At 64.3% G+C, this 12304-nt stretch carries 12 protein-coding genes; 8 read left to right on the top strand and 4 right to left on the bottom strand.

The annotated features are described in order from the left end of the window. Window positions 1-51: 51 nt before the first annotated feature. Together HZB49_RS02785 and HZB49_RS02780 are read left to right on the top strand one after the other, a co-directional pair. The gene (locus HZB49_RS02785) at window positions 52-357 is read left to right on the top strand and encodes a hypothetical protein (protein ID WP_291608956.1); all 306 of its coding nucleotides are present in this window, start codon (window positions 52-54) and stop codon (window positions 355-357) included. Between the two features lie 207 nt (window positions 358-564). Further along, window positions 565-2328, top strand: a complete 1764-nt coding sequence (locus HZB49_RS02780) for a caspase family protein (protein ID WP_291608955.1) — start codon at window positions 565-567, stop codon at window positions 2326-2328. 10 nt (window positions 2329-2338) lie between these two features. On the opposite strand, the gene HZB49_RS02775 is transcribed toward HZB49_RS02780, so the two are convergent. After that, window positions 2339-2785: a hypothetical protein gene (locus HZB49_RS02775; protein ID WP_291609101.1), complete on the bottom strand. Its 447-nt coding sequence runs from the start codon at window positions 2783-2785 to the stop codon at window positions 2339-2341. Between the two features lie 76 nt (window positions 2786-2861). Between HZB49_RS02775 and HZB49_RS02770 the strand changes: the two genes are divergently transcribed. The 5 genes from HZB49_RS02770 to HZB49_RS02750 all read left to right on the top strand — a co-directional run bounded on the left by HZB49_RS02770 (window position 2862) and on the right by HZB49_RS02750 (window position 7538). Then, entirely contained in the window at window positions 2862-3638 is a 777-nt protein-coding gene (locus HZB49_RS02770) for an ATP12 family protein (RefSeq protein ID WP_291608953.1), read from the top strand. A 123-nt stretch (window positions 3639-3761) separates the two neighbouring features. Next, the gene (locus tag HZB49_RS02765) at window positions 3762-5330 is read left to right on the top strand and encodes a flagellar hook-length control protein FliK (RefSeq protein ID WP_291608952.1); all 1569 of its coding nucleotides are present in this window, start codon (window positions 3762-3764) and stop codon (window positions 5328-5330) included. Further along, a complete protein-coding gene (locus tag HZB49_RS02760) occupies window positions 5327-5590 on the top strand; it encodes an EscU/YscU/HrcU family type III secretion system export apparatus switch protein (RefSeq protein WP_291608951.1) in 264 nt (87 codons plus the stop codon). The genes HZB49_RS02765 and HZB49_RS02760 overlap by 4 nt, the downstream gene beginning before the upstream one ends. A 94-nt stretch (window positions 5591-5684) precedes the next feature. After that, the gene (locus tag HZB49_RS02755) at window positions 5685-6503 is read left to right on the top strand and encodes a penicillin-binding transpeptidase domain-containing protein (protein ID WP_291608949.1); all 819 of its coding nucleotides are present in this window, start codon (window positions 5685-5687) and stop codon (window positions 6501-6503) included. A gap of 192 nt (window positions 6504-6695) precedes the next feature. Further along, the gene (locus HZB49_RS02750) at window positions 6696-7538 is read left to right on the top strand and encodes a PilZ domain-containing protein (protein WP_291608947.1); all 843 of its coding nucleotides are present in this window, start codon (window positions 6696-6698) and stop codon (window positions 7536-7538) included. Between the two features lie 82 nt (window positions 7539-7620). Here HZB49_RS02750 and HZB49_RS02745 read toward each other — a convergent pair whose 3' ends face one another. Further along, window positions 7621-8031, bottom strand: a complete 411-nt coding sequence (locus tag HZB49_RS02745) for a DUF4260 domain-containing protein (protein WP_291608946.1) — start codon at window positions 8029-8031, stop codon at window positions 7621-7623. Between the two features lie 166 nt (window positions 8032-8197). Here HZB49_RS02745 and HZB49_RS02740 point away from each other — a divergent pair, with 166 nt between their 5' ends. After that, window positions 8198-9730 (top strand): acyl-CoA carboxylase subunit beta, encoded by a 1533-nt coding sequence (locus tag HZB49_RS02740; RefSeq protein ID WP_291608945.1) that lies wholly within the window; start codon window positions 8198-8200, stop codon window positions 9728-9730. A 177-nt stretch (window positions 9731-9907) separates the two neighbouring features. Here HZB49_RS02740 and HZB49_RS02735 read toward each other — a convergent pair whose 3' ends face one another. Together HZB49_RS02735 and HZB49_RS02730 are read right to left on the bottom strand one after the other, a co-directional pair. Next, window positions 9908-10399 (bottom strand): hypothetical protein, encoded by a 492-nt coding sequence (locus tag HZB49_RS02735; protein ID WP_291608943.1) that lies wholly within the window; start codon window positions 10397-10399, stop codon window positions 9908-9910. Between the two features lie 421 nt (window positions 10400-10820). Then, window positions 10821-12203: a TRAP transporter large permease subunit gene (locus HZB49_RS02730; protein ID WP_291608942.1), complete on the bottom strand. Its 1383-nt coding sequence runs from the start codon at window positions 12201-12203 to the stop codon at window positions 10821-10823. Window positions 12204-12304 lie beyond the last annotated feature (101 nt).

Raw genomic sequence — 12304 nt, 5'->3', positions numbered from 1 at the left:
CGGCAATATGAAGCGCTTGCGACTTGGCCGTGTCGTCACGACATAGACGGCATGAAGTGGTCTTTGATCTATTGCGGCGTTGTCATGCTGACGCTGGGCGCGGGAAACGCGCCCGCGCAGATGATCCCGCCCGGCAGTTCTCCCTACAATCCGCCGCCGCCTGCACCTCCGCCTCCGCCGACGATCGAGGTGCCCGCCATCCCCAAGGCGGGCGAACTGCCGAAGCGTTCCTACGCGCCGATCGCGCCGCAAAAATCCTTCGGCGAACGCATCGAAAAATGCCTCGATGACGCCGCGGCCTCCGGCCTCGGTCCCAACGAGCGCGCAGCATACTCACGAAACTGCGCCACACGATAGGACGCCGCGCCGGGGCGAGTTGAACGGGGCGCGCGAAGGTCGAGCCACGATAGCGCGCAAATGCCGCAGCGCTGCCAGGGTCGAGGCTGCCGCCCCCCTTCCAAAAGTCCGGTCCGAGCCCCTAAGATACCCCGGTTTGAGCCGGTCAGGATCGGGCTGAAGATTTTTTTGGGAACGGCGCGCATCACGGCCGCCGCGGCAAATTGATTGAAGGACAAGGTCGTGCTGTCCAGCATTGCTCTTGCCGTTCGTGCAGTTCTGTTGACGGTGGCGTTCGCGGCCGCGTTGCCCGTTGACGCAAACGCGGACAAGCGCATTGCGTTGGTGGTCGGCAACAATGCCTATGAGAGCGTGTCCAGGCTCGAGCGGGCCGTGAACGATGCCAGGGCCGTATCCTCCACGCTGGAGGCGCTCGGATTCAAGGTTCGCTTCGCAACCGATCTGAGTCGCCGCGATTTCATTCGGCAGCTTTCCGCCTTCATGGACCAGGTGGAGCAGGGCGATCTTGCCCTTCTTTATTATGCCGGCCATGGCATTGAAATTCGCGGCGTCAATTACATCCTGCCGACCGACATACCGCCGGTCAGGCAGGGCCAGGAAAGCCTGCTCACCGGAGAGGCCATTCCGACCGACAAGGTCATCTCGGATTTGCAGGACCGCGGCGCCCGCGCCACGGTTTTTGTCCTGGACGCGTGCCGCGACAATCCGTTTCAGCCTGGCGGAACCCGAAGCCTCGGCGGCGCACGCGGGCTCGCCATGGGAACCCCGCCCGAGGGCGTTTTTGTTCTCTACTCCGCAGGAGTAGGGCAATCCGCGCTCGACCGCATGTCGGGTGACGACGCAGATCCGAATTCGGTCTTCACGCGGGTGTTCCTCAAGGAGATCAGGAAAAGGGACTACCCGCTCGTCGCCGTGGCAAAGTCAGTTCAGGTCGCGGTGCGCGATCTCTCGCAAACGGTCGGCCACACCCAGGTGCCGGCATATTACGATCAGATCATAGGACAGCTCTATCTTGCGGGTGTTGGCCCGGCACCAGGGGCCGACCAGAATGTGCCTGCTGCCGGAAGCGCGCCGCCGGCGAGCGTTGCCAGCATCCCGCCGCAGCCGCCGCCTGCTTCCCGCCCGGTGTTCAGCAATCGTGCCTTCAGCGAATATCTCGGCCGGCGATCGCAATTCGTGAGCGCCGCCGCCAACTGGGCCAATCCCAACGCGACCGCCAGCTGCGATCGTCTTGCCAGCTATGGATCCGATGTTCCGGACTCGCGGGCCCCTCGCGTCGAACTGAAGAACATCAACGTCAAGGAGGCCGTGCCGGCCTGCATTGCCGCCATCCTGCAGGATCCATCGACGCCCCGCCTGCGGGCGCAGATGGCGCGGGCACTGTTGTGGTCTTCGGCCAAAGCCGACAACATCGCCGGCATCGATATCCTGCTCGAGTTGGCGAAGGACGGTTATCCCGCGGCCATGTGGCGGATCGGCATCGCCTATTACTCGGGCAATACGATCAAGGAAGACAAGCGCGCGGCGGCGCAGTGGTTCCGCAGTGCCGCGGACAAGGGCCTGGGGGTGGCGATGTCCGACCTCGCCTATCTCTACGAGAATGGCGAGGGCGTGCCGAAGGACAAGGTCGAGGCGGCCCGCTGGTTCGAGCGCGCGGCAGCCAGCGGCCATCCCGGTGGAATGCGGAATTACGCCCTCGTCCTGGATCAAGGCGAGTTCGTCGGCCGCAACCCGAAGCAGGCGGCGGAATATCTACTGACGGCGTTCCGCATGGGGTCCGACGATGCGCGAAAGAGCCTGTTTGAGCTGAGCAGCTCCTGGCATGCGGACACCAAGGGACAGGTTCAGGTCCTGCTGAGAGAATTCGGATTCTACAGGGGGCGTACCGACGGCGAATTCGACGCCGACACGTTCGCCGCCCTCAAGGCGCTCCAGTCGGCGAACCCCGTCGCGAGCGGTCGCACGCAATAGTCCGTTGTACCTAGTTGCGGTGCTGCGCCAGGAACATGCGCAGGGAATCGTGCGGGCTTTCCACGTCGGAGATCAGCCAGCCCTCCGGCCCGTCGACGACGATGAAGTTCAGCGTCACCCCGCGGCCCTGATTGTCGAAGGTCACTGCGACATGGGTCTTGTCGAATTGCCGGCGCAGGATCGAGATCGAGACGGCGCCGAGCTTCCAGCTCGAACCCTGCACCAGGAAATCATAGGGTTCGCGGCGCGGCGCACTCCAGGCCTTGCGCAGGGTGGGATCGAAATATCTTGCCGCGGTCTCGCTGTCGCGCGGCAAGCCTCGGGATAGCTCGGGCGTGCCTTTGCCGTAGTGGGCATAGACGTTGCGGATCAGCGATTCCGGCGACTTGAACCCGGCCACGGCAGCAAGCGGGCCGGGCAGCAACAGCGCCAGTGCGGCTGCGATCGCGATCTTCATCGGCTTTATTTGCATCGGTCGATATCGTACTGTCAGACCTCAGGATATCACCGATCTGCCGAGACCCGAAAAACGCATGCGTGAACTGTTCGAAGAAGTTGCCGGCCAATCCCCGCTCGACCCCGGGGAGGCGGTGCGCCGCACGTCTCGGACGCCGCAGCGCAAGCGGTTCTACAGGGAAGCCGGCGTCGGCGAGAGCGACGGCGGCTTCACCGTCACGCTCGATGGCAAGCCGATCAAGACGCCGTCGGGCAGGCTAGTGCTGGTGCCGAAGCGCGCCATTGCGGAGGCTATCGCCGCGGAGTGGCGCGCGCAGGGGGAGACCATCGCCCCCCTGACCATGCCGCTGACGCGCTTTGCCAACAGCGTCGTGCAAAGCGTTGTGGACCGGGCCGAACTGGTCGCCGACGACATCGCCAAATATCTCGGCTCGGATCTGCTGTTCTATCGCGCCGGCCATCCCGAGGCGCTGGTGGCGAAGGAGGCGGCACATTGGGACCCCATCGTGTTCTGGGCGGCCGAGACGCTGGGGGCGCATTTCATGCTGGCCGAGGGTATCAACCACGTGCGCCAGCCGGATGCCGCGATTGCCGCCGCCCGCGCGGCCTTGCCTGGCGATCCCTGGTCGATCGCGGCGCTTCACGTGGTGACGACCCTGACCGGCTCGGCGCTGCTTGCGCTGGCGCTGACCCACGGCGTGCGTGAGCCCGCCGACATCTGGGCTGCCGCCCATGTCGATGAGGATTTCAACACGGAGCAGTGGGGCCTGGACGAGGAGGTGGCTTCCCGCCGGGCCGCCCGCGCGGTCGATTTCGAGGCCGCCACCCGGATTCTCAACGCGATGAAAGCCTGAACGGGCCTCATTTCGGCCGTGCCCGGACGCAAAACCGGCCTCCACTCTTGCCGGTCGCGGCCACCGGTTAACAAGACGTTTACGGCACTGGTCTAGCTTGCCCTGCGAAACGAGACGTTGCGCATGGCGATTTCAGTCACCCCGGTACTTCCCGTACTGCCGGCCCAGGAGGTCGCCGCGGTATCGCCGGAGCTCCTGCTGCGGCCGGGCTCGACGATCGACGCCACCGTGCTGAAGGTGCTCTCCGCCGATCTCGTCCGCATCGCCATTGCCTCGCTCTCGATCGACGTGAAGACGGAAATCCCGCTGCAGCAGGGCCAGGCGCTGAAGCTCGCGGTGTCGCAGGCCGGAAACGGCATCCGCCTCACCAACGTCACTGATGCTGCAGGTGCGGCGGCCGACGCCGTGACGCTGTCGCCGGACGCGCTGCTCGATGCACCCACGGCGCCTGCAACCAGCGTTGCAGCAAAGGCGGTGCTGACGCCGCTCGAGAAGGCCACCGTCACTATTGCCGCGCAAGCTGCGGCGACGGAGCAGGGCGGCCAGGCGCCGCTGTTCGCCAATCTCGCCAGCGTGATCAATTCGCCCGCGCTGCCGCCAAAACTGCTGCAAGCCGTGCGGCAGGTGCTGGCGCAGCAGACCGGCCTCGATCCCGGTCTCGACGGCGCCGGAATCAAGGCGGCGTTCGAAAAATCCGGCCTGTTCCTCGAAGCCTCGCTCGCTGCGGGTGCGGTGCCTTCCAACGGGACTGTTCCCGATTTGAAGGCGGCGCTGCTCGTGCTGCGGCAGACGCTGCAGACCGTGCTGGGCGGCCAGTCCGCCCAGTCCGCGCCGCTGCTCAAGGGCGAGACGACACCGGCGCTGGCGCCGAATGCCGCGCAGGAGCTCGAGCTGCAGGAGATCTTGCTGCCGCAGGCGAGGGTGCCGGTTGCGGAAGATGCCGGCGAAGCCATCATTCCGCTTCGCACCGGATTTGCCGGCGTGCTGAAGGACGCGCCCGCCGGCACAGCCACGCTCAACCTCCTGCAGGAAGCAGCAGCCGATCCGGCGCATGTCGCGAAGGCGGCGAGCGCATTCAAGGCTGCCGTCTCCGGTGAGGAGGCCCACACCAACACGCCGGCTCCGCCGTTCCGCGGCGCCTTGCCCTCGGCGCAACCGGTCTCGCCGCCTTCGATCCCGCCCGGCACGCCGCTGGCGCCGGCCGCGCATCATCTGCTTGCCGATACCGATGCGGCGATCGCGCGCCACACGCTGCTGCAGGTTGCCTCGCTGCCGGACCGGATCGATGCGCTGCCGCAGCCTGCGCAGAACGATCCCGCCGGGCCGCGCTGGAACTTCGAGATTCCCTTTGCCACGCCGCAGGGCACGGCGATGGCGCAGTTCGAGATTTCCCGCGACGGCGGCAACGATACTGTCGAAGCGGCCAAAAAAGTCTGGCGCGCGCGCTTCACCATCGACGTCGAGCCGAGCGGGCCGGTCCACGCGCTGATTTCCCTGGTCGGCGAAAAGACCTCGGTGCGGATGTGGGCGGAACGGCCGCTGACTGCGGAAAAGCTTCGCGCCGGAAGCGCCGAGCTCAGCCGCGCGCTGGCCCGCGCCGAGCTGAAACCCGGCGACATCGTGGTCCGCGACGGCACGCCGCCGCAGCCGCAGGGCGCGCCCCACGGCCATTTCCTGGATCGCGCGCTGTGAGCACGGACATCAACCAGCTCGCGGTGGCGCTGCATTACGACCGCACCGGCGCGCCGCGCGTCGTCGCCAAGGGCAAGGGCGCGATCGGCGCCAAGATCGTCGAGATCGCGAAGGCCCACGACATTCCGATCGAGGAGAACGAGGTGCTGGCGGGCGCACTCTCCAAGGTCGAGATCGGCGACGAGATTCCGGCCGAGCTCTACAAGGCGGTCGCCGAAGTCCTGATCTTCGTGCTGCGGCTGTCCGGCCGGGTGCGCTAGGATCCGCGCAGATCCCGCGCGATTCGTCATTGTTTCACCATGATGAAACAGGCATCTTGCCGCCGCGTCCCAACCCGTCCTGCCGGTGCCTTCCGTGATCCATCGCCGCTACGCGCTCGGTCTTCTCGCCGCCGCAACGCTGCTGCCTGCCCGCGGCTTCGCCAACGTCTCCTACCAGCGCAACGAGTTCCGCAGCGATCTCGCCAAGCGCTTCTTCGACCTCGGCACCGAGGGCACGTTCGTCGGCTACAAGGTCGACGACTACCTCGTCATCGCCAGCGACAAGATCCGCTCGGGCGAGGATCGCCTGCCGGCGTCGACCTTCAAGGTGCCGAACTCGCTGATCGCGCTGGAGACCGGCGTCGTCGCCGACCCCGACAAGGACGTGTTCAAGTGGGATGGCGTCACGCGCAGCATCGAGGCCTGGAACGGGGATCACACGCTGCGTTCGGCGATCGCGGCTTCTGCCGTGCCGGTCTACCAGGAGATCGCGCGGCGCATCGGCACGGAGCGGATGCAGAAATATGTGGGCCTGCTCGAATACGGCAACCGCAACATCGGCGGCGGCATCGACCAGTTCTGGCTGACCGGCGACATGCGCATCGATCCGGTGCAGCAGGTGGATTTCCTCGACCGCCTGCGCCGCGGCGCGCTGCCGGTCTCAAAACGCAGCCAGGAGCTGGTTCGCGACATCCTGCCCGTGGTGAAGGCGGGCGATTCCGTCATCCGCTACAAGACCGGGCTGTTGGGCGCCGAGCGCGGCCAGCCGTCGCTCGGCTGGGTGGTCGGCTGGGCCGAGAAGGGCCCTCAGCACACCGTGTTTGCCATGAACATGGACTGCAAGACGCCGGAGCACATCCCGGCCCGCCTGACGGCCACGCAGCAGTGCCTCGCCGACATCGGCGCGATTTGACTTGGCTGGGCAATCTCAGCCCGCCAATCGACCGGCATCCTTACCTCCCGGAAACCATCTTTCGCGGAACTGCCCGCAACGCGCCCGGCTCACACCCGGTATGCGCGCATGGCGTCCGACTGGTCTGCCGTCTTAGCCCTAAGTTAAGCGGTTTGCCGTCAGATTCCGCCGGAAACCGTTGGCGATTGCAACATGTCTTTCAGGTTTGCGTCGGTGCACACCATCAGGTCGCCGAGCCAGCGCGCGCTCGCCGAGCAATGGGACCGGCTTGCCGCCGGACGGCCGTTTCCGGCCTTCACCGAGTATCGGCCCGACCCCGCCATCCACGACCCCAAGCAGCTCGTGGTCTGGAACATCGAGGGCTCCGGTCGCCTGCGCAAGTTCCGCGCGCTCTACCAGGGCGAAAACGTCGCGGATGCCTTCAACACGGCCTGGGCCGGCAAGACCATGGAGCAGGTGGTGCCGATGTCGCTGCGCCGCCCGGCGCTCGATGCTGCCAAGGAATGTGCGAACAGCGGCTGCATCGTCTACATGGTGCTGTCCACCTGGGACTCCTGGGACAATCGCATCGATTGCGAACGGCTGCTGCTGCCGTTCGGGACCAACGGCAAGGTCGAGCATCTGCTCGGCTCGCTGCAGCTCACCAACGTGCCGAACGCCGCCCGCCGCAAGCGGGCACTCGGCCATTTCGAGATCCACACCGAGATCATCAAGTCCGGCAGGATCAAGTCGGGCTTCACTCAACCGCAGCTGGAAGAAGCCGCGGCGAAGAATGGCAACGCGGCCGGCCAGCCCTCGACCGACAGCCGCCGCGCCTCGCGCCGCAACGTCCGCCGCGCCGCGCGCATCAATTTCGCCCGGCAAAGCCTGACCTGCATGGTGCGCGACATTTCTGCCACCGGCGCTTCGATCGAGGCCAAGGATATCGCCGGCATCCCCGACCAGTTCAGGATGCGCATCGAGATGGAAAGCGCCGAGCGCCGTTGTGCCGTGGTCTGGCGCAAGCCGACGCGGATCGGGATCGAGTTTCGATAGAAGCTTTCTCAAAAACTTCGAAAACAACCCCATGCAAAGTAGCGTGCGGTGCCCGGCTGACGCCGACATGCCCTACGAAGCATCATCCCACCGCGCCCTTGCCGATCCGCCCGAGATGGGTGAAGGCGAACCCCGCCTGGTATTTCAGCCCATAGCCGAGCGCGCGGTCGATGCCGATATGGGCGAGCCAGATCATGGCGAGCGACAGCACCAGCGGCGAGGCCATTGCGAGGCCCGCCGTCATCAGCGCGACCGGCAACAGATACGAATGCGCGGCGTTGTAGATGATGGCGCCGGCCTTGGGACCTGCGAGATAGGCGGCAAAGCTCAGGTCCGGCGCCAGGAACAGGATGGCGTAGACCCACCACGAGCCTTCCCACAGGCCGTAGAGCAGGGTCATGCCGGCGAACAGCACCACGCCCTCGAGGCGCAGCAGGAGGCGCACCCCGCCGGTGGCGGCGCCGGTGTCGGGGTTTGCCGTGGTCTCGCTCATGGCCTGCCTTCCCATTGATTTGTCTGGATTATTGTACCGCCTCGGTCCGGCTTATCGGTCCGCGAAGCCGGTTTCCGCTTCCGAAAGGAGCGTGTTAGAAACCCGCCAAATCGGGCAGGGCGCAACCCCGCTCGGGGCAAATAGTATCGGAAGCGGGCGGAAGCAAATGAAGCACATCCTGGACACCCTCGAAGAGCGTCGCGCGGGCGCAAAACTCGGCGGCGGCGAGCGGCGCATCGAGGCGCAGCACGCGCGCGGCAAGCTCACGGCGCGCGAGCGCATCGAGCTCCTGCTCGACAAGGGCTCGTTCGAGGAGTTCGACATGTTCGTCGAGCACCGCTCCACCGAATTCGGCATGGAGAAGACCAAGGTGCCCGGCGACGGCGTCGTCACCGGCTGGGGCACCGTCAACGGCCGCAAGACCTTCGTGTTCGCCAAGGACTTTACCGTGTTCGGCGGCTCGCTGTCCGAGACCCACGCGCTGAAGATCACCAAGCTGCAGGACATGGCGATGAAGGCGAGGGCGCCCATCATCGGTCTCTATGACGCCGGCGGCGCGCGCATCCAGGAAGGCGTGGCGGCGCTTGCGGGCTATTCCTATGTGTTCCGCCGCAACGTCATTGCGTCCGGCGTGATCCCGCAGATCTCTGTCATCATGGGCCCCTGCGCCGGCGGCGACGTCTATTCGCCCGCGATGACCGATTTCATCTTCATGGTGAAGAACACCAGCTACATGTTCGTCACCGGCCCTGACGTCGTGAAGACCGTGACCAACGAAGTCGTCACCGCCGAAGAGCTGGGAGGGGCCTCCGTGCACGCCACGCGCTCCTCCATTGCGGATGGCGCCTTCGAGAACGACGTCGAGGCGCTGTTGCAGATGCGCCGGCTGATCGACTTCCTGCCCTCCAACAATTCAGACGGCGTGCCGGAATGGCCGAGCTTCGACGATATCGAGCGCGTCGATGAGTCCCTCGACACGCTGGTCCCCGACAATCCCAACAAGCCCTACGACATGAAGGAGCTGATCCTGAAAGTCGTGGACGAGGGCGACTTCTTCGAGATCTCCGAGACCTTTGCCAAGAACATCGTCACCGGCTTCGGCCGTATCGCCGGCCGCACGGTGGGCTTCGTCGCCAACCAGCCGATGGTGCTGGCGGGCGTGCTCGACAGCGACGCCTCGCGCAAGGCGGCGCGCTTTGTCCGCTTCTGCGATGCCTTCAACATCCCGATCGTCACCTTCGTCGACGTGCCGGGCTTCCTGCCGGGCACCGCGCAGGAATATGGCGGCCTGATCAAGCACGGCGCGAAACTGCTGTTCGCCTATTCGCAGTCGACGGTGCCGCTCGTCACCGTCATCACCCGAAAAGCCTATGGCGGCGCCTTCGACGTCATGGCGTCCAAGGAAATCGGCGCCGACATGAACTACGCCTGGCCGACCGCGCAGATCGCCGTGATGGGCGCCAAGGGTGCGGTCGAAATCATCTTCCGCGCCGACATCGGCGACGCCGAGAAGATCGCCGCCCGCACCAAGGAATACGAAGACCGCTTCCTGTCACCCTTCATCGCGGCGGAGCGCGGCTACATCGACGACGTCATCATGCCGCACTCGACCCGCAAGCGCATCGCCCGGGCGCTGGCGATGCTGCGGGACAAGAAGGTCGAGACGCCGGCGAAGAAGCACGACAATTTGCCGTTGTGAACGGCTATGTAGCGGATTAGCGAAGCTAAATAAATTTCTGTCTCGCGGTGAGACGCCGCGAGACAGTTTGAAACAGTATGCAACGAGCAAGCGCCTGTGGCAGCAGGCGCGACCTATGCCGCGCGATTCACCCTGACGATGAGATCAAGACATGGAGCTATGAAGGCGGTGCCGCCCTTATTCGATCTTGCACTTTACATCAAACGGCTGAATTTTACTGAAGTAGGCCATCTGATCCAGTTGCGCGGAATGTATATAGTACTCCTTCTGCCCAGCATGTAGCGCGTAACTCACTTCTGCCGCGCAGGATTTCCCCTTCACAATCACCTTCACCACGTAGTCGTGGTTCTTTTCAATAGACCTTCTCTCTAGCGTATACTGATCAATGACGCGCCACCGCCCGGTGAACTGCGTCTGGCTGCCGAGCCTTCGGTCCTTTTGTTCGTATTTCTTTTTGTTGTTGCCGCCCTTCGCCTCGATGACATCATCAACGGTGCCGTCAGCGTGAAGAACAGCGCGAAGTGTTAGAGAGCCAACGCCAGCAACCGGCTGCGGCTTTATTCGGACAGAATTTACCTTATACGCGACGAAAATGAAGGTATCGCCGCTAGCAGCAATCGCGTCAGGGACGAAAAGCAATACCGATAGACTAACAAGCAGCGCCCGCATTCTACGCTCTCCTGAAAGATCAAATCCTTGGCGTCAGAATAGAGTGCGGGCTTGATCTGGTCTACGGCTTCCTGGCAACAGCCCGACAGCGAAGAGGGCTGGCAATCAGGCGCAGCGAAGCCCGCACTTGAGCTATGTTGCGTAAACCTATCGAATTGCCGCAAAGGCATTCGTCCGTGACATGCGGGCTTTCTTTAAAGCAAAGGACCAAGCCGTCCGCGGTAGCCAACCCAGTGTGGACGACCAGCAAGAACTCATTTTTGGTGATTGTCCGCTTGCCCTTTATCGTTGACGAATTAGACGATGATCGATGAAGCGCAATCCGCCATTCCACCGCATCCGGCGACGGCAGCGGCGGATTACGGCTTCCGCCTTCGCTCTACGAGCTACGGCGGACAAGTCGCCTGATCCGCGCTACGGCCTATTCGAGAAAACCGGCCAGTCTCGGCAGCCACAGGCTGATGCCCGGAAAATAGATGCACAATGCCAAGCCGATCACCTGCAGCGCCACGAACGGATACATGGCGGTGAACACGTCGTTCATGGTGACACCCGGCGGCGCCGTTCCCTTCATGTAAAACAGCGTCGCTCCGAACGGTGGCGTCATGAACGCGGTCTGCAGATTGACCGCAACCAGGGTGCCGAACCAGGTCATCAGAGCCGTATTGCTGCCGATGTGGTCGGAAAAGTCGTACCTCGACAGGATCGGCCCGAACACCGGCAGGACGATCAGGCAGATCTCGATCCACTCGAACGGGAAGCCGAGCAGGAAGATCAGGACCATGACGAAGCCGAGCATTTCCCACTTGGTGTCGATGCCGAAATGGGTGAGCGTCGAGATCATCAGGTCGTCGCCGCCGAGCACGCGGAACACATAGGAGAAGCCGGTCGCGCCGAGGAAGATCAGGAATACCAGCCCGTTGGCGCGGCAGGAGGAGAAGATCGCCTCGTTCATCATCTTGAACGTCAAGCGCCTGTTGAGCGCGGCGATGAACATCGAGCCGAGCACGCCGACGGCACCGCTCTCGGTGGGGGTGGCCCAGCCGGCGAAGATCGAGCCGAGCACGATCACCAGCAGCGCCGTCATCGGGAACAGACCCCGCCAGAGCGCGTACCAGAACGCAGTGCGGGTCTGCGGCCCGTAGCCGGGCGGCAACTTGGGCGCGGCGCCCGGTTTGAAGATGGCGACGAGTATGATGTAGACGAGGTAGAGGCCGGAGAGCAGGAAGCCGGGCATGATGGCGGCCAGAAACAGATTGCCTGCCGAGGTCGCCAGCATTTCCGCCATCACCACCAGCATGATCGCCGGCGGAATCAGGATGCCGAGCGTTCCGGCCGAGGCGATGGTGCCGATGGCAAGCCGCTTGTCGTAGCCGGCGGCCAGCATCTGCGGCAGCGCAATCACCGACAGCGTGATCACGGCGGCGCCGACCACGCCGATCGGCGCCGCCAGGATCGTGCCCATCACCATCACCGAGACTGCCAGCGCGCCCGGGCACCGCTTGAGCAGGACTTCGGTTGCATCCAGCATGTCCTTGGCGGAGCCCGATCGCTCCAGGATCGCGCCCATGAAGATGAACATGGGGATCGACGCCAGCACCGGATCGTTGGCGACCCCGCCCCACATGCGCAGCACGATATCGGACAGGCCGAGCAGGTTGAACGTACCGAGCCAGGCGCCGAACACCGCAAAGGCCAGCGCCAGTCCGCCCATGATGAAGGCGACCGGGTAGCCGACGAAGATGAAGAAGAACATCGACACGAACATGATAAGAGCGAGATTGTCGGCCAGCCAGTCGAGCACGTTGCAATCCCCCGATTGGGGAGCATGATCCGGAAAAGTGGAAACCGGTTTTCCGAAAAGATCATGCTCAAACAAAGAGATGAGATCGTGATGCGGTTCCT

Origin of the sequence: Bradyrhizobium sp. (assembly GCF_016219575.1) — a bacterium.
In the GTDB taxonomy this organism is placed as follows: domain Bacteria; phylum Pseudomonadota; class Alphaproteobacteria; order Rhizobiales; family Xanthobacteraceae; genus Bradyrhizobium.
Note: the sequence above shows the minus strand (reverse complement) of the source record. Positions and strands in the feature narration are given on the sequence as shown.

Bases quoted from the DNA above. Each gene is read 5' to 3' on its own strand.
- HZB49_RS02785 (WP_291608956.1), top strand. From the start codon at position 52: ATGAAGTGGTCTTTGATCTATTGCGGCGTTGTCATGCTGACGCTGGGC.
- HZB49_RS02775 (WP_291609101.1), bottom strand. From the start codon at position 2,785: ATGAAGATCGCGATCGCAGCCGCACTGGCGCTGTTGCTGCCCGGCCCG.
- HZB49_RS02770 (WP_291608953.1), top strand. From the start codon at position 2,862: ATGCGTGAACTGTTCGAAGAAGTTGCCGGCCAATCCCCGCTCGACCCC.
- HZB49_RS02765 (WP_291608952.1), top strand. From the start codon at position 3,762: ATGGCGATTTCAGTCACCCCGGTACTTCCCGTACTGCCGGCCCAGGAG.
- HZB49_RS02750 (WP_291608947.1), top strand. From the start codon at position 6,696: ATGTCTTTCAGGTTTGCGTCGGTGCACACCATCAGGTCGCCGAGCCAG.
- HZB49_RS02745 (WP_291608946.1), bottom strand. From the start codon at position 8,031: ATGAGCGAGACCACGGCAAACCCCGACACCGGCGCCGCCACCGGCGGG.
- HZB49_RS02740 (WP_291608945.1), top strand. From the start codon at position 8,198: ATGAAGCACATCCTGGACACCCTCGAAGAGCGTCGCGCGGGCGCAAAA.
- HZB49_RS02735 (WP_291608943.1), bottom strand. From the start codon at position 10,399: ATGCGGGCGCTGCTTGTTAGTCTATCGGTATTGCTTTTCGTCCCTGAC.